The organism is Streptomyces sporangiiformans, from assembly GCF_005768555.2.
GTDB classification, from domain to species: domain Bacteria; phylum Actinomycetota; class Actinomycetes; order Streptomycetales; family Streptomycetaceae; genus Streptomyces; species Streptomyces sporangiiformans.
The window spans coordinates 1-16844 of the sequence record NZ_VCHX02000116.1; the positions used below are offsets into that span (position 1 = coordinate 1).

The following is a 16844-nucleotide window of genomic DNA, read 5'->3' on the forward strand; positions in this document are numbered from 1 at the left end:
GTGGCGGGTGGCGGGTGGCGGGTGGCGGGTGCGGGTGGGCGATGGTGAGTGGCAGATGGCGGGGTGACGTGCGGGGGTCATGCGACGCGGTAGTGCTCATCCAATGCGTCGGTGATCAGCATGTATCCGGGCGCATGGGTGAGGGCGAAGGGGGGCTTCGACGCCATGACGGCGGCCTGCGGAGTGACGCCGCAGGCCCAGAACACGGGGACGTCCCCGGGCCGCGCCCGCACCGGGTCGCCGAAGTCGGGACGGGCGAGGTCGTCGATGCCCAGCTCGGCCGGGTCTCCGACGTGGACAGGCCCCCCGTGCACCGCGGGCATGAGGGAACTGACCTGGGTCGCCGTCTCCACCAGACCGGCCGGGATCTGACGCATGGACACCACCATCGGCCCGTGCAGCTCACCCGCCGGGCGGCAGGGCCGGTTGGTCCGGTACATGGCGACGTTGCGCCCCTGTTCGACGTGGCGCAGGGGCACACCCGCCTCCGCCAGGGCGCTTTCGAAGGTGAAGCTGCAGCCGATCAGGAACGTGACGAGGTCGTCCCGCCAGTGATCCATGACGTCCAGGGGTTCGTCGACGAGTTGGCCGTTCTCCCAGACCCGGTAGCGGGGCACGTCGGTGCGCAGGTCGGCACCGGGAGCCAGCGGCGTCGTCCACGCCCCCCGATCGGTGACGTCGAGCACCGGGCACGGCTTGGGGTTGCGCTGACAGAAAAGCAGCACGTCGTACGCCCAGTCCGCGGGCACCGAGATGAGGTTGACCTGGGTGTACCCGGGACACCAGCCGGCGGTGGGGACATCCACCCGCTCCCGGAACAGCGCCCGCGCCTGGCCGGGGGCCGGGGCGTCGGAACGAGTAGCTGTCGGCATCTGCGGTCCTTTCGTCACCGGGGTCCGAGCGTGCCCACACAGTAGAGGATCGTTGAACAATCCGACAAGCCCTCTGTGGGCTTGTCCTTGTCCTAGACTTGGTTTCCGGGACTCACTCATGGCCGCGGGCAGTTCCGTCGGCCTTCGTGACAGGGATGGACGTCATGGTTGCCGAGATCGACCCGGCCGTGCTCATGGGTGACCGCGCACTTCTCGGGCGCTCCAGCACCGCGGACCGGGTGGCCGGCATCCTGCGCACACGGATCTCCGAGGGACATCTGCTCCCCGGGACCCGGCTCTCCGAGGACGCCATCGGTCAGGCCCTCGGGGTCTCCCGCAACACACTGCGCGAGGCGTTCCGCCTGCTCACCCACGAGCGGCTGCTGTCCCATGAGCTCAACCGCGGGGTGTTCGTACGGACCCTGACGGTGCAGGACGTCGTCGACATCTACCAGGTGCGCCGGCTCATCGAGTGCGCGGCGGTGCGCAGCCTCACCGTGGCGCCGTACGACCTGAGCCAGGCGGAGGCCGCGGTGGCCGAAGGAGAGAAGGCCACCTCGGACGGCGCCTGGGCCGATCTCGGCACGGCCAACATCCACTTCCACCACGCCGTCGTCGCCCTCGCGGGCAGCGCTCGTCTGAATGAGCTCATGCAAGGCGTGCTGGCCGAGCTGCGTCTGGTGTTTCACGCGATGGACAATCCGCGGGTCTTCCACGAGCCGTACCTGCCGCGCAACCGGGAGATCCTCTCCGCCCTGAAGGCCGCGAACATCATCAAGGCGGAACTGCTGTTGACGTCCTATCTCGACGACGCGGAACAGCAGCTCGTCGCCCGGTACTCCGAGCGCATCGGCACGGAGCGCCGACCCTAGATCCTGTCGCGACATACACGAGGTGGCCGGTGCGGGGAGCGACCGGCCACCTCCGCGAGGGGATGCGTCCACGGCTGAGACCGACGGCGTGTGGCCGTGGGTCGGGGGCTGTTGTCAGGCGAGTTCCGTGCCGCGTGTCTCGGGCAGTCCGAGCAGGGCGACGAGGGCGATGCAGTAGCCGATGGCGCCGTAGACCAGGGCGCCGCCCACACCGGCGGATCCGGCGGAGAAGCCCACCGCGGTCGGGAAGAACGCCCCGATGGCGCGGCCGACGTTGTAGGTGAAGCTCTGGCCGGTGCCGCGCACGGCGTTGGGGTAGAGCTCGGCCAGGAAGGAGCCGAAGCCGGCGAAGATGGCCGAGGAGGAGAAGCCCAGGGGGAAGCCGAGGATCAGCAACAGGTTGTTCGACCCTTGCGGGATGTTGATGTAGGTGATCAGCAGGGCGGCGCTGAGGACGGCGAACAGGGCGAAGGACTTCTTGCGTCCGAGGCGGTCGACGAGGAAGCCGCCGGTGATGTAGCCGCAGAAGGCGCCGCTGATGAGGGTGGCCAGGTAGCCGCCGGTACCCACGACGGTCAGCCCGCGCTCCGTCTTGAGGTAGGTGGGCAGCCAGGTGGCGATGGTGTAGTAGCCGCCCTGTACGCCGGTGGCCAGCAGCGTCGCGAACAGCGTCTTGCGGGTCAGACTGCCCTGGAAGATGGAGGACAGCGGGACGCGTGCCTCCTTCTGGGCCAGCCGCTCGGCCACCTCGGGGGCGTCCTTGACGTTGCGCCGCACATACACCAGCAGCAGCGCCGGGAGGGCCCCGGTCCAGAACATGATGCGCCAGGCCAGATCGGGGTCGACGTTGTCCATCACGAAGGTGGCGACGATGACGGCCAGCGCCCAGCCGACCGCCCAGGAGCTCTGGATGAAGGCGAGCACGCGGCCGCGGTAGCGGGTCCGGGCGTACTCGGCGACCAGGACCGCCCCCGCCGCCCATTCGCCGCCGAAGCCGAGTCCCTGCAGGGCCCGACAGGCCAGCAGCATCGGGTAGTTCACGGCGAAGCCGCACAGCACGGTGAACAGGGCATACGTAGCCACCGTGATCATGAGCGTCTTGACCCGGCCGACCCGGTCGATCAGCACACCGGCCAGGACGCCGCCGAGCGCCGACACCAGCAGGGTGACCGTGGTCATCAGCCCGGTCTGCGCCGTGGTGAGGGAGAAGTACGCCGCGATGGCGACCATGCTCAGCGGCAGAACCTGGAAGTCGTAGGAGTCCAGGGCGTATCCGCCGAACGCCCCCTTGAAGGCGCGGCGGCCCTGCGGGGTCATGGTGCCGTACCAGGCGAAGGAACCGGACCCGTCGTCCCTCTCGGTGGCCGGCGGGCTGCTGGTGGGAGTGGATGTCACAGTGACCTCACGGGGAGAGAAAGGACTGGCACGAAGAGACGTTCAGAGCGGTTGCCGCGGGCGTTGCCGGCCGGTCCGTGGGTCCAGCCACCACGACGACTCGGTGGGGGCGCATGCCGCTTGATGTGGAAACACCGTAGGGATCGTTCAACGATCCCTCAAGAGGTATGGAGGTTTTTTCTACAAACCAATCGCGTTGCCGGCGCATTGCGGGTCACCGGACAGCACGGCCCAGACGACGCAGCCGTGCGACAGACGCAGGATGCCCCAGTCCGAGGACAGGGCCTCCACCAGCAACAGACCCCGCCCGCCGCAGTCGAGGGATCACCGACCTCGATGCGCAGGCACTCCGTGGACGGAACGACTGAGGCGATGTCCTCGCGTCGGCAGGGCGGCGAGCGTGGGGATGTTGACCCATCATTGAAGGATTGTTCAACGATATGTAGGGTGCGGTGTGATACGAGAGAGAGGCACACCGGATGACGACGGCGCATCACAGGCCGCACATCGCCCCGAGCCCCGGCCGGCGGGTGGAACTGCTGCTGGACGAGGGATCGTTCGTCGAACTGGAAGAGTTCCTGGGGCAGCGCCCGAGCGACGACCCGGCGGGGGTCCGCCCGACCGGCTCCGACGTCGTCAGCGGCTACGGCACGGTCGACGGCCGCCCGGTGGCCGCCTTCGCCACCTGCGTTCCCGGCTTCGGCACCCCTCTGCGCGACACCCACCGCCGGAAGATCGTCACCGCGCTGGACTTCGCGCTGAAGACCGGCTGCCCGGTCATCGGCATCCATGACTGCGGGGACAGGCGCGTCCAGGACCCGACGGGCGCCATCGGCTCGTACGGCGGCTCGTACGGTGGCTCGTACGGTGAGGTCTTCCGCCGCCAGGCCCAGGCCTCCGGGGTGATCCCGCAGATCTCGCTGGTCCTGGGAGCGTGTGTGGGCAGCGCGGCGCACTCCCCCGCGCTCGGCGACTTCACCGTGATGGTCGACCAGACGTCCCACATGCTCACCACGGCCACGGACGTCATCGAAGCCGTCACCGGCGAGGGCACCGGCATCGAGGAACTGGGCGGGGCCCGGACGCACAACACCGTCTCGGGCAACGCCCATCACCTTGCGGACGACGCCGGGGAAGCCATCGAGTACGTCAAGACCCTGCTGTCGTATCTGCCCTCCAACAACCATGAACAGCCCCCGGCCGCACCGGACGAGGCCGACCTCGACCCCTGTGACGGGGAACCGCTACTGGACACGGTCGTACCCGAGACCGCGCACCAGCCCTACGACATGCACGAGGTCGTCGAAGCCGTCCTGGACGACGGGGAACTCCTCGAGACGCAGGCGCTGTTCGCGCCGAACATCATCACCGGCTTCGGCAGCGTCGAGGGCCATCCGGCCGGCATCGTCGCCAACCAGCCCCTGCACCTCGCCGGTTGTCTGGACATCGACGCCACCGAGAAGGCCGCCCGCTTCATCCGCACCTGCGACGCCTTCAACCTCCCCGTCCTCACCTTCGTGGACGTCCCCGGCTTCCTGCCCGGCATCGACCAGGAGTACCGCGGCATCGGCAGACACTGCGCCCAGCTGATCTACGCCTACGCCGAGGCCACGGTCCCGCTCGTCACCGTGATCACTCGTCAGGCACACGGCGGGACGTACGACGTCATGGGCTCCAGGCAGCTCGGCGCGGATCTGAGTTTCGCCTGGCCCACGGCCCGGATCGGAACCACCGGCGCGCGCGACGCGGCCGAGCGGGGCTGGGTCGACGGCGTGATCAGGCCGTCACGGACCCGGCACCACATCGTCCGCGGCCTGCGGGCGCTGCGCTCCAAGCGTGGGACGCAGCCGCCGAAGAAGCACGGCAACATCCCTCTCTAGGAGCCACCCGAGGAGCCACACCATGCCCGCCATCACCGTGCTGTACGGACAGCCCACGCCGGAGGAACTGGCCGCCGTCGTCGCGGTGTTCACGGCCCGATCACATGCCGCGACGGCCGCTTCCCGGTCGCCTGTGCGGCGCCGCCCGGTGTCCGCCTGGGCCGACCCCGCGACCGCCATGCGGCAGCCGCTCCCCGCGATCACCCGGTCGTCCCCTCGTTGGTGAGCCGAGGGCCTTCACGGCCGGTCAGGGGCGCGCGGTGGCCGTGCGGTCACCCGTGACGCGGAGAAACTCGAGCTTCTCCGCGTCGCTGCTTCCGGCCGCCGCCGTGTAGGCGACCATACGCAGGTCCGCGCCCGGAACGATGAGGACATCGCAGTCGAGCACGATGTCGCCGATGTCCGGGTGCCGGATCGTCTTCCGGTCGGTCGTGTGCTGCGCCGCCGTGCTCGTGGCCCAGTGATGGGCGAAGACGTCGGAGGCTTCTCGCAGATGCCGCACGAGACGATCGAGCCCGGTATCCGCGGGATAGCGGGACACCGCGTCCTTGAGGTCGGCGACGATCGCCGCCACGAAGGCGTCCTCGCCGTGCTCGGACCGGAAGGGGCGCAGCGCGGCACGATCGATGCCGGTGCCGAAAAGGGCGCGCGCGAGGTTGCGTTCGGCGGCCGGGACCGTGGTCGGGTCGCCGTGGAGCGCGCTCCACGTGGTGTTCCACCACACGAGGGTCCAGTCGGCGGCGAATACCCCGATCGGGACGTCTCCGAGGCGGGCGGCGAGCCGTTGGATGCCCGGCGGCACATGGAAGCTGATCGTCCCGTCCTGCGGCGGCAGCAGCCCGGCGCTTCGGTACAACTGGTCACGCTCGGCGCGAGAGAGCTGAAGGGCCCGGGCGAGGGCACCCACAACCTGGGCCGAGGGGTTCTTCGCACGCCCCTGCTCCAGGCGCAGGACGTAGTCGACCGAGAGCCCGGCCAGTTGCGCGAGCTCCTCGCGGCGCAGTCCCGGGGCACGACGGCCGGCCGTCACGGTGAAGCCGGCGTCTGCCGGAGACAGGCGGTCGCGCCAGGCGTGCAGGAGCGCACCGAAACCGGAGCGGGAGGAAGCCATGGGGCTCATTCTCTCCGCCCGGCGTCAAAAGAGCCTGGGTACTGCCGGTCCTAGTGACGCGCACGGCACTGGTTGGCGGTGGCGCGAGCGGCGAACGTGTCGATGCGCCGAGCCGGACGCCCGCCGGCCGGCCGACCAGTGAAGGAGCCCTCCATGCAGTCCACCGTCGTCATGACCGGCGCGAGCCGTGGAATCGGCCGTGCCGCCGCGGAGCGCGTCCTGCGCCGCTCGCCCCACACGCATCTCCTCGTCGTCGCCCGCGGGTCCTGCGGCGCACGTCTGTCCGCAGAGCTCGGCGCGGGTGGGCACGCGGTCTCGTACGTCGCGGCGGACCTCGGCTCGCTGGGCAGCGTCCGGTCGGCCGCCACGGAGATCCTGGACCGGCTCGACGGCGGTGAACTGCCGCCGCTGCGCGGCTTCGTGGGCAACGCGGGCACGCAGTACACGAACGCGCTCACCGAGGGACCCGACGGATTCGAGTGCACCTTCGCCGTCAACGTGCTCGCCAACCATCTGTTCGTCCGTCTGCTCGAAGACCGTTTCGCCCCGCCCGCCCGGATCGTCATCACCGTCAGCGACACCCACTTCGGTGACTTCAGGCACAACCTGGGCATGGTGCCCGGCCCCCTGTGGCGGTCCCCGGAGGTCCTCGCCCGCACCGGCGCCTTCCCCCGGCCGGACACCACGGCCGCCGGGCGCACCGCGTACTCGACGAGCAAGCTGGCCGCCATCCACCTCGTGCACGAGTACGCGCGCCGCCTGCCGGCCGGAATCGACGCCGTCGCCCACAACCCGGGATTCGTCCCCGGCACCGGCCTCGCCCGGAACGCGGACCGCTTCTCCCGGTTCGCCATGCGCCGCATCCTGCCGGTGATGACCCTCACGCCGCTCGCGACCAGCCGCAGCGCCGCGGGGCAGCACCTCGCCGACGTCGTCCTCGGCACGACCGAGGCACCGACCGGCTCCTATGTCGACCGCGACCGTGCCGCCCGCTCGTCAGAGGAGTCGTACGACCCGCGGCGCGAACGCGAACTCTGGGACGCCGCCGAACGGTTCACCGCCGTGTATGCAGCCCGTCGGCGACGTTCTCCGGATTCAGGCCGCCCGCCAATAGGCTGAAGAACCGAACCGAAAGGGAACGGAATGCCCACACTGCGCCAGGCCCGCGTTTCCGACCACGGCACTCTCGTCACGTGTGTGCAGCGGTGGTGGGGGGACTCACGCTCCCCCGAGCAGGCCCGTGAACTGTCCTTGCTGCTGCCCAAGTTGTTCTTGCAGTTCTTCTCGGCCACCAGCCTGGTCCTGGAGGACGGCACAGACGTCAGGGCGTTCCTCGTCGGCTTCTACGCCGTCGACAACGACACCGAGGCGTACATCCACTTCGTGGGAGTCGACCCCGAACTGCGCGGACAGGGCACGGCCCGCGGTCTCTACACGGCGTTCTTCCAGCGTGCCGCCGCAGCAGGGCGCACGGAGGTGCGGGCGATCACCTCGCCGACGAACGCGGGATCCATCGCCTTCCACCGCGCCATGGGCTTCGACATGGAGGGCGGAGACCGCGAGGTCGACGGGCTGCCTGTGCACGCCGACTACGACGGCCCCGGCCAGGACCGGGTGTGCTTCTACAAGAAGATCGCTCCCTGATGCGCCGGATCGGTGACGACGAGTTACGCCGGACGCGCTGCCCGGGGTCCTCATGCACGGATGGCCCGGCTCTGTTCGGCTCGTTCCTGTGCCCGCAGCCATAGGACCAGGTGCCGGTCCTGGTCGTTGGCGAGCGGGTCGGCGGTGTGCGCGGCCCTGCCGTCGACGGTCGAGGGCATGACGAAGACACAGGTCGCGGAGCCGTCCCCGGGACGGAGGCTCCGCTCCACCCATACGCGGGTGTTGGACCAGCCCCGGTCATCGAAAGCTGCTGCCGTCACGGCCTCTGGTCAGGTCGTCCGGGTTCGGGAGTGGAGCATTCGCCCACCGCATGACGCAGCCGACCCCAAATGCCTGCGGCTTCCCGGGCGTTCCCGCGCGAAGTCAGCCCGACCGGGCCTCGGCCGCGGCTCCGAAGTAGTCGCCGCCCTTGCGCTTGACGTCATCGGTGCCCCAGGCCTGATCGTCGTCGCCGGCCGCGCGGCCGGGCTCGTCGTCGTTGTGCCGCAGGGGCGCCCTGACCAGCCGCGGTATGTGCTTCGAGCAGTGGATGTACGCCTCCTCGACCGCGACCTCCACCCACATCTGCGGGCGGCGGCCGGGTACTGGATCGACTGGCAGATCCGGATACTTCTGACGCATCCACTCATCAGTGACCAACTGTGCTCGACCGTTGACATGCAAGCCAATTCGGTCGCGGGCGAAGTCAATCATCAGGATGCCGACGTGCGGGTTCTCCCGGATGTTGCCGAGCGAGGCCATGACACCATTGCCGCGATACTCCGGGTACGCCAAAGTCATGTCGTCCAGTACCTGGAGAAAGCCGTGCGGACCGGCCCGGAAGGTGCTGTCGCACTCGCCGTTTCTGTCCGCCGTGGCGAGGAAGAACATCTCCTGGCGGGCCACGAACGTCTTCATCCGTGGGTTGAGTCGGTCGAGTACCTGCTCGTCGTAGAACCGGTCGGCTCGGGCGACGGTGTCCAGCTCCCGCTGGACCTGGTGCTCGCCGTGGCTTCCGGGCCGATCTGCCCGCTCATCGTGGTTCACCGATTCTCCTGAAGGGGTGTTTCAGTAACTCCGCAGGGACACCAGCTCGTCGAACGATGCGGCACGGACTCAGGTCTGCGCGCGGCCTGTTCCGCCGACACCATCGTCCACTGTGGGGAATCGCCTCCTCGGCGTCGCCGAACGCGACGCGACGGACGCGACGGACGCGACGAACTTGAACGCGGCTTCCCGGCGCGCCTCGGCTTGCCTGCGGCGCTCTGGGATCCGCTACCTGGGACCGGTTCGTCATCTGGCGCCGCCATAGTAGTCGGCGCCATTACTTCAGGCTCCTGCCCAGCAGCGGGAAGCTCCGTCCACTTGCGGTACCGCTGCTCGGGAAAGACCCCGGTGCAGGACGTCAGGGCCTCGATGTGGGTCGCGCCGGGGATGAGGCGGAGGGTTCTCGGCGTAGGCGAGCGTGCCGCATGTTGACGGCCCGCCCAGGACACTCAGCGCACAAGGCAAGGGCGTTTGCCGTCGAACTCCCAGTCGGGGACGAGGTACCGCATTCCTATGGCGTCGTCACGCGCCCCCAGTGCCTTCTCCTGGTAGAGGTCATGGGCCGCGAGGAGCCGGTCCATGTCGATGTGGATTCCCAGGCCGGGGGCGTCCGGGACGGCTATCTCGCCGTCGACGATGCGCGGCGGTGCGGTCGTCAGCCGCTCCAGCCCTTCCTGCCAGATCCAGTGTGTGTCCAGGGCGTTGTACTCACCTGGGGCCGCGGCTCCGCAGTGGGTCACCATGGCGAGGGAGACGTCGAAGTGGTTGTTCGAGTGGCAACCCCACGTCAGGCCCATCGCGTTGCACAACTGGGCCACGCGTACCGAGCCCTGCATGGTCCAGAAGTGCGGGTCGGCCAGCGGGATGGAGACCGACTGCAGGGCCAGGGCGTGGGTCATCTGCCGCCAGTCGGTGGCGATCATGTTGGTCGCCGTGGAGAGGCCGGTGGCGCGGCGGAACTCGGCGAGGATCTCGCGGCCGGAGTAGCCGCCCTCCGCTCCGCACGGGTCCTCGGCGTAGGCGAGCGTGCCGACCAGGGGCTTGCAGAGCTCGATCGCCTCGCGCAGCGACCACGCGCCGTTCGGGTCGAGAGTGATCCGGGCCTCGGGGAAGCGGTCCTTCAGCGCCCGTACGGCCCTGACCTCCTCGGCGCCCTCCAGGACACCGCCCTTGAGCTTGAAGTCGCGAAAGCCGTACAGGTCGTAGGCGGCCTCGGCCTGCCGGACGATCGTCTCGGGCGTGAGGGCCTCCTCGTGCCGGATGCGGTACCAGTCGACGTCCGAGTCGGGCTCGCGGACGTACTCCAGGTCGGTGCGATCGGGGTCGCCGACGTAGAAGAGGTAACCCAGAACCCGTACGGAGTCGCGCTGTTGGCCGTCGCCGAGGAGGGCCGCGACCGGCACGTCGAGGTGCTGGCCCAGGAGATCGAGCAGCGCCGACTCGACGGCCGTGACGGCGTGCACGGTGGTGCGCAGGTCGAAGGTCTGGACGCCGCGTCCGCCCGAGTCGCGATCGGCGAACCGGTCACCGATCTCCCGCAGGACGCGCTTGTAGTCGCCCACCTTCGCACCGACGACGAGGGATTCGGCATCGCGCAGTGTCTGGGTGATCTTCTCGCCGCCGGGTACCTCCCCCAGTCCCGTACGGCCCTCGGAGTCCTTGAGGACGACGATGTTGCGGGTGAAGAAGGGTCCGTGGGCGCCGGAGAGGTTCAGCTCCATGCAGTCGCGGCCTGCGACCGGGTAGACGGCGAACTCGGTGACGGTGGGCTGACTGATACTCATGCTCGTCAACATCCTTGCGTAGGAAGGTGATCGGGGGCCGGGGCTCACAGACGGGCGGGGCTGACAGGTTGTCGGGGCTCACAACCTGCCGCGGCTCACAACCTGCCGCGGCTCACAGGCTGCCGGGGCTCACAAGCTGCCGGGGCTCACAAGCTGAGGACGTCGAGGGCCCACTCGAGCACCAGGACGCCGCCCAGTCCGAGGATCGCGAGGACCGTCGTATAGGTGGTGCGGACCTTGATCGCCTCGATGACCGAGAGGTTGAAGTACTCCTTGAACAGCCAGAATCCGGGGTCGTTCACGTGGGAGAAGGCAATCGAGCCGCAGGAGACGGCGAGCACCATGATCTCGGGGTGGATCCCGCTGCCCGCGAGGAGCGGCAGCACCACACCGGAGGCCGTGACGACAGCGACCGTGGCCGAGCCGAGGGCCACGCGGAGGATGACCGCGATGAGCCACGCGAGAATGATCGGCGAGATGGACCAGCCGTCCGTGGCGTCCTTGATGTAGTCGGAGATCCCGCCTTCGACGAGGACGTTCTTGAAGGCGCCGCCGGCGCCGATCACCAGGAGGATCATCGCCATCGCCTGGGCCGCCGAGGCGCAGGAGGCGCTGACGTCTGCCATGCTGCGGCCGATTCGCGGCCCGAACGCCCAGATCGCCAGGAGCAGGGTCAGCATGAGAGCTATCGGTGCCGAGCCGATGAAGGCGACGAAGTGCAGGAACGGGCTCTCGCCGGAGGTGGCCATGTCGGTCACCGCGGCCCCGGCGATCAGCACCACGGGGAAGAGGGCCACCAACAGCGACCAGCCCAGCCCCGGCATCTCCTCGTCGGCGAACTCGCGCTCAGTGACCAGGCCCTTGGGGACGGCAGGGTTCATCCGCCTGATGAACGGAAGGCGCGGCCACGCGAGCGCGATGAGCGCACCGGCCGGTACGGCGATGAAGAGGCCGTAGAACAGCGTCTGGCCGACGGAGGCGTGGAAGGTCGCGGCCACGGCGGTGGGACCGGGGTGCGGCGGCAGGAAGCTGTGCATGGTGGACAAGGTGATCGACATCGGCAGCCCGACCCACAGCAGTTTCGCGCCGGTCACTCTGACGAGGGTGAACGCGATGGGCACGATGATGATGAAGGCGACCTCGTAGAACATGGTCACGCCGATGAGCATGGACGTGACCACCATGGCCACTTGAACCCACCGCGGGCCGAAGGCGTCGAGAATCTTGCCGGCGATGCGCTGCGCGGCGCCCGAGTCCCCCATGACACGGCCGACCATGGCACCGAGCCCGATGGTGAGCATCGTGTCGCCGATCTGGTCGCCGATGCCGGCCGAAAGGACGTCCGGGATGGTCGCCACCGGGATCCCCTGGACCAGCCCGACGCCGACCGCCACGAGCAGGAGGGCGGCGAAACCGTTCAGTCTCAGCTTGGTCATGAGGAGAAGCAGAATCAGAACGCTGATCCCGACTACGAGGAGTGGCATGGCAGTTCCCCTTTGAACTGTGGATCAAGCAGCCGGAGGCTCCGCCGGACCGTCGGGCGGCATGGAGGAGCGTCGGGGCAGTGACGCAGAGGCAATTGGTTACGGGCGGCGGATGAGAACGTGGGAGGAAGAGGTCAGCAGGCTCGTCAGACGGGCCGTCGTACGGCGCCCACGAGGCTCAGGCCGTCGTCGAGGACCTTCGTCAGATCGGCGAGGTCGTCCGGGCCGGGATCCGTGAGCGGGGCGCGTACCGGGCCCACCGGGAGGCCGCGCAGCCGGGCGGCGGCCTTGACCAGCGAGACCGCGTAGCCCGGGACCCGGTCGCGCAGCTCGACCAGGGGCACATAGAAGTCCCGCAGGAGCTTGTGCACACTCGCGTCGTCCCCGTCCCGCAGAGCGGTGAAGAAGGCGTTCGCGATTTCGGGCGCGAAGGCATGGACGGCCGACGAGTAGGCGGGCACACCCACCGTGGCGTAGGCGCGGGCCTGGATCTCGGCGGTGGCGGCTCCGTTGAAGAAGAGGAAACCGTCGGGCGCCGCGAGCGTGAGGCGCTGCAGCCGGTCGAGGTCGCTGTGCCCGTCCTTGAGGCCGATGACGCTGGGGATGTCCGCGATCCGGCGCAGGCCGTCCGGGGTGAAGGCGACCTGGCCGCGCTGGTACGCGACGAGCGGCAACCGGGTGCCGGCGGCGATCCGGCGCACCTGCTCGACCAGACCGTCCTGCGGCGCCTGGACCAGGTAGTGCGGCAGGACCAACGCGGCGTCCGCGCCCGCCTCTTCCGCGATCCGGGCGAACCGGAGCGCCTGCGCCCAGCCGTAGCCGATGCCGGCGACCACGGGCAGGCGTCCGTCGGCGACCTCGACCGTGGCCGCGACGACCGCGCGGTACTCGTCCTCGTCCAGCGAGAAGAACTCCCCCGTGCCGCAGGCGGGGAACACCGCGCCCGGTGCTGTGGCCAACTGGGCGGCCACGTACGCCCGGTACGACTCCAGGTCGAAGCTGCCGTCGTCCCGGAAGCTCGTGAGCGGGAAGGACAGCACTCCGCCCGCCATACCGTCCCGCATCCGTTGCGCGACGACTTCGGACTCCGCGCTGATCCGTGCCATGAACCCTGTCCTCATATGCAGATGACGTCTATGTATGAGGATGGAGGCTAGGTTGTTGAACGAGAAGGGGTCAATGGGTTCGACGACGCGGATTTACGACGGTCCAGTGCTGGAGAGCAGAGGAGCGCCCGGAGTGAAGCCGGCGGCCCGGAAGGCCGCGCTACTGGAACTGCTCGCCGCCCAGGGCGAACGGCCGTAGCGCCTGGACGAACTCGCCGAGGAGCTGGGCTCCCAAGAACTCCTGGTCAGCGGGCACGACTTCGCCAACCGCCCTGCCCTGCTCGGCCACTGAGGCCCACTGCCGTCTGAGTCACAGAGAGGAACGGACTGCCGCTGTCGGTCGGGACCGTACTGAGCAGACCATCGAGCCGCCACACGCAGGAACCCAGGACGAACCCGGTCTCTCAACCGCCGACGAGGGCGACGAGCTTGATGAAGACCAGGTCGGGATCGACCGTGAGATCCACGACTTCGTCGAGTTCCTCGACCTGGCGATCGGCGGCCAGCACGAAGAACCCGTTGGACAGGAAGGCGCGCTCGGCGATCTCGGCCTGGCGCTCCCAGTCGATGTGGCGGGGCCCGCGGAGACGGTAGCCGTTCAGCTCGGCCTCGGCGTCGTCGGGGCGGACGAGTCCGTTGAAGCAATCGCTCGGGCGGGCGCTGTGCCGGGCGACCTCCTCGCGGACGCGGAGCCTGATCAGCTCCCGCACGGTCATCCGTTCCGGCAGCCCGGCGACCTCCCACTCGGTGAGCGGCTTGCCCGTCGCGGTCTCGTCCCGGAACGTCACGGTGGCCATCAGGCACCTCGCTTGATCTGCGTGAGGATGGACTCGTCGGTGATCTCGGTGTCGGCGGCCAGCAGAAACGCCTTGCTGAGGATCAGGGAGAGCCTGTCGTCCTCGAACGGAAGGAACACCTTGCCGTCCCCCGAGCGCCGCGCCGGGACGATGCACAGGTAGCTGTCGTCCGGTTCCATCAGGATGTTGGCCGAGCCCAGGTGGATCTTGTACGTGCGCAGATCGCCGCGGACGATCAGGAAGCGGCCGTCGACCGTGCACCGGCCGGCGATCTTCAGGCGTGGCAGGACCCGCTCCAGCACGTCGCGGCGCGCCTCGGCGCTCTCGGTCAGCTCGGCGAACCCGGCCCGCTCCCAGTAGGTGCGCTCGCGGCCGCCGTCGGTCCAGTCGGGATCGGCGGCGATCGAGGTCACGCCGACGAAGAGATCCACGTCGCGCATCGCCTCGCTGAACACCAGCGGGGGCACGTCGGCGAGAGGTGCCTCGCGCCAGACGCCCTCCACCCGGCGGTCGAAGCGGACCTGGTCGGTCGAGGCCAGTTCGTCGTCGCCCGCCCAGTCGGCCCAGGTGTGGAAGAAGCGGACCCGCCACTCCCCCGCCGCCAGCGTGCGCTCGGCCTCGTCGCCGTCCCCGTCGTCCCAGGGGCCGAGCAGGTCGCTCTTCCAGCCCCGGGCCCGGAACAGGGCGAACATCTTGCGGTAGTGGACGATGTGCGCGGCGAAGCGGTTGGAGTAGACCCGGGTCCGCTCCTCGGCCGGGGTGAGGAGATAGATCTCGCGGAACGCCTGCTTGAAGGGCTGCCGTATGCACCGCTCGGTGAGCAGGCCCCGCCAGGCGCGCACGGCGTGGGGATCGGAGCGCAGCGGGTGCCAGAGCCGTACGGAGGCGTCGTCGGGCGCGTCGGGAAGGTGCTCCTCCGCCTCGGGCAGTACGGCCCGCCACTCGCCGGGGGCGACTTCGATCTCCCAGATCAGCCGGCGTACGAGGGTCCGGGCGAGGGGGTGCCCGGCCAGCTCGGTGCGCCACCAGCCGTACGAGTGGACGGCCTCGACGGCGAAGCCTCCCTCCAACGCGCGCAGGAGGGTGACGAGTTGGGCGTTCACTCGCTTCACCAGGTCGCGCAGCTCCTTGACCAGGGCGGCGTGGTCGCGGCGGACCGGCGCCGGGACGCTGCGCAGCGGGCGGCCCTCCTTCTCCCAGGTCAGTGTGGCGGTCTCGGTGACCATGACGACGGCCTGGTAGTCGCCGGCCGTCCGGCGCAGGACGCCGCCCGCGGCGGAGCCGCTGACGGACGCAGTGTCGAACTCCAGCCTCGGCAGCCGTAGCGCCACGTCGGTGCGCTCGGCCAGGGCCGCGTCGACCTTCTTGAGCATCTTGTCGAGCTGCTTGGGCACCCCGGCGTGCCGGACGGTCCGGCGCACGGTGCGGATCGCGGTCACCAGCTCGGGCGTCGGGAAGTCCTGCGCGGCGCGGACCACTTCGTACAGCAGGGCCTGCGACGGAAGCGACTTCGCCGCCGTCGGGGCGAGCGCGACGCCTGGCAGCAGCCGCTCGAACAGCTCCGGCAGCCAGGGCTCGTCGCGCAGCAGCGCCACCCGCAGGGCCTGTCCCAGCGAGGTGATCTCCCGGTCCGTGAACGCCTTGTCCGCCCGGTAGGGGATCTCGCCCACTCGGATCGCGTCGGTGCGGTCGGCCGCCGCTTCCAGCGCGCGGCGGGCGAACGCCACGTAAGCGGGGTTGTCGGCCGATCTGCGCCACGCGTGCGCGAGCGGCGAGTCGAACCTGTGGTCCCGGGCGATCTCGGACAGCAGCGCCTGTTCGGCCGGGGCGAGGCCGGCGATGACGGCGATCTCGTCCGCGACGATGGGGCCCACGTCACGGGAGAGGCGCTCGACGGCCGCGCGCAGTGTCCCGTCGCCGGCGAGCCCCGCGACCGCCAGCAGCGCGTACGGCTGACGCACGGTGTCCTTCTCCAGCCAGAACCCGACCAGGGTGCGGGCCGGTTCGGACACGTCGGGCAGCGGCCCCGTGCAGCGCTCCAGCGCGCCCAGGCCCAGGGTGAGGTCCGCCCAGCCGCGCTTCTCGCACTTCTCGACGAGCGCCTCGAACATCCGGCGGCATGCGTCGGGCGTATAACGCGGCTGCCGTTCCCCGGCCGCGTCCTCGACCGCGAAGCGGGCCATCGTCATCGCGTGCGTTGCCGAGGCGTCCACCCGGTAGGCCGCCACGAGCAGGCTGCCGAGCTCCTCTTCGGAGACCTGCGACAGATCCAGGTGCCCGTCCTCGAGGGCGAAGTCCGGGTCGGTCAGTGCGCGCATCAGCCGGGCGGCGAGGCTCATCGGGCACCCCTCTTGATCTGGCGGAGGATGGTCTCGTCGGTGATCTCGGTGTCGGCGGCGAGCAGAAACGCCTTGCTGAGGATCAGGGAGAGGCGTTCGTCCTCGAACGGCAGGAAGACCTTGCCGTCGCCCTTGCCGCGTGACGGGACTATGCACAGGTAGGCGTCGTTGGGCTCCATCAGGATGTTGGCCGAGCCCAGATGGATCTTGTACGTGCCCTGGTCCCCGCGGACCACCAGGAAGCGGCCGTCGAGCGAGCACCGGCCGGCGATCTTCAGGCGCGGCAGGATCCGTTCCAGCGCCTCACGGCGGACCTCGGCGCTCGCCGTCAGCGCACCGAACGTGGCCGTCCGCCAGTAAGCGGCATAGCGGTCCTCGCCCCGGTCGGTCCAGTCGGGATCGGCGGCGATCGAGGTCACGCCGACGAAGAGATCCACGTCGCGCATCGCCTCGCTGAACACCAGCGGGGGCACCTCCGCCAGCGGAACCTCCCGCCAGCGCCGGCCGTCCCGN

Annotated in this window: 16 protein-coding genes; 5 read left to right on the forward strand and 11 right to left on the reverse strand. The window is 69.7% G+C overall.

Annotated features, from left to right (window positions below):
• Positions 1-77 precede the first annotated feature (77 nt).
• Positions 78-872, reverse strand: coding sequence for a putative hydro-lyase (locus FGD71_RS14345; RefSeq protein WP_119100827.1), 795 nt, complete (start codon positions 870-872; stop codon positions 78-80).
• 164 nt (positions 873-1036) lie between these two features.
• On the opposite strand from FGD71_RS14345, the gene FGD71_RS14350 reads away from it, so the two are divergent.
• Positions 1037-1744, forward strand: coding sequence for a GntR family transcriptional regulator (locus FGD71_RS14350; RefSeq protein ID WP_119100857.1), 708 nt, complete (start codon positions 1037-1039; stop codon positions 1742-1744).
• A gap of 114 nt (positions 1745-1858) precedes the next feature.
• Here FGD71_RS14350 and FGD71_RS14355 read toward each other — a convergent pair whose 3' ends face one another.
• A complete protein-coding gene (locus FGD71_RS14355; RefSeq protein ID WP_240436588.1) occupies positions 1859-3139 on the reverse strand; it encodes an MFS transporter in 1281 nt (426 codons plus the stop codon).
• A gap of 479 nt (positions 3140-3618) precedes the next feature.
• Here FGD71_RS14355 and FGD71_RS14360 point away from each other — a divergent pair, with 479 nt between their 5' ends.
• Together FGD71_RS14360 and FGD71_RS14365 are read left to right on the forward strand one after the other, a co-directional pair.
• Entirely contained in the window at positions 3619-5019 is a 1401-nt protein-coding gene (locus FGD71_RS14360; protein ID WP_119100828.1) for an acyl-CoA carboxylase subunit beta, read from the forward strand.
• A 22-nt stretch (positions 5020-5041) separates the two neighbouring features.
• Positions 5042-5245, forward strand: a complete 204-nt coding sequence (locus FGD71_RS14365) for an acyl-CoA carboxylase subunit epsilon (protein WP_119100829.1) — start codon at positions 5042-5044, stop codon at positions 5243-5245.
• A gap of 21 nt (positions 5246-5266) precedes the next feature.
• Here the strand turns inward: FGD71_RS14365 and FGD71_RS14370 are convergent, their stop codons facing one another.
• Positions 5267-6130, reverse strand: coding sequence for a helix-turn-helix transcriptional regulator (locus tag FGD71_RS14370; protein WP_119100830.1), 864 nt, complete (start codon positions 6128-6130; stop codon positions 5267-5269).
• Between the two features lie 153 nt (positions 6131-6283).
• Between FGD71_RS14370 and FGD71_RS14375 the strand changes: the two genes are divergently transcribed.
• Together FGD71_RS14375 and FGD71_RS14380 are read left to right on the forward strand one after the other, a co-directional pair.
• A complete protein-coding gene (locus tag FGD71_RS14375) occupies positions 6284-7249 on the forward strand; it encodes an SDR family NAD(P)-dependent oxidoreductase (RefSeq protein WP_119100831.1) in 966 nt (321 codons plus the stop codon).
• A gap of 24 nt (positions 7250-7273) precedes the next feature.
• Entirely contained in the window at positions 7274-7774 is a 501-nt protein-coding gene (locus FGD71_RS14380) for a GNAT family N-acetyltransferase (protein WP_119100832.1), read from the forward strand.
• Positions 7775-7824: 50 nt separating this feature from the next.
• Here FGD71_RS14380 and FGD71_RS14385 read toward each other — a convergent pair whose 3' ends face one another.
• The 8 genes from FGD71_RS14385 to FGD71_RS47380 form a co-directional block, all read right to left on the reverse strand.
• Positions 7825-8055 carry a hypothetical protein gene (locus tag FGD71_RS14385; RefSeq protein ID WP_140935888.1) on the reverse strand — a complete coding sequence of 77 codons (231 nt, stop codon included), beginning with the start codon at positions 8053-8055 and terminating at the stop codon, positions 7825-7827.
• A 103-nt stretch (positions 8056-8158) separates the two neighbouring features.
• On the reverse strand, positions 8159-8821 hold the full coding sequence (locus FGD71_RS14390) for a pyridoxamine 5'-phosphate oxidase family protein (protein ID WP_119100834.1): 663 nt from the start codon (positions 8819-8821) through the stop codon (positions 8159-8161).
• 449 nt (positions 8822-9270) lie between these two features.
• Entirely contained in the window at positions 9271-10599 is a 1329-nt protein-coding gene (locus FGD71_RS14395; protein ID WP_119100859.1) for an enolase C-terminal domain-like protein, read from the reverse strand.
• A 152-nt stretch (positions 10600-10751) separates the two neighbouring features.
• Positions 10752-12089, reverse strand: a complete 1338-nt coding sequence (locus FGD71_RS14400; RefSeq protein ID WP_119100835.1) for a gluconate:H+ symporter — start codon at positions 12087-12089, stop codon at positions 10752-10754.
• A gap of 146 nt (positions 12090-12235) precedes the next feature.
• Positions 12236-13195, reverse strand: a complete 960-nt coding sequence (locus FGD71_RS14405) for a 5-dehydro-4-deoxyglucarate dehydratase (RefSeq protein ID WP_181359201.1) — start codon at positions 13193-13195, stop codon at positions 12236-12238.
• Between the two features lie 404 nt (positions 13196-13599).
• Positions 13600-13992 (reverse strand): hypothetical protein, encoded by a 393-nt coding sequence (locus FGD71_RS14410; protein WP_119100836.1) that lies wholly within the window; start codon positions 13990-13992, stop codon positions 13600-13602.
• Positions 13992-16331: a DUF4132 domain-containing protein gene (locus FGD71_RS14415; protein ID WP_119100837.1), complete on the reverse strand. Its 2340-nt coding sequence runs from the start codon at positions 16329-16331 to the stop codon at positions 13992-13994. The genes FGD71_RS14410 and FGD71_RS14415 overlap by 1 nt, the downstream gene beginning before the upstream one ends.
• A partial coding sequence (locus FGD71_RS47380) for a DUF7737 domain-containing protein (RefSeq protein ID WP_483409876.1) occupies positions 16328-16843 on the reverse strand: 516 nt, incomplete at its 5' end. The genes FGD71_RS14415 and FGD71_RS47380, both read right to left, overlap by 4 nt.
• Position 16844: the final 1 nt, after the last annotated feature.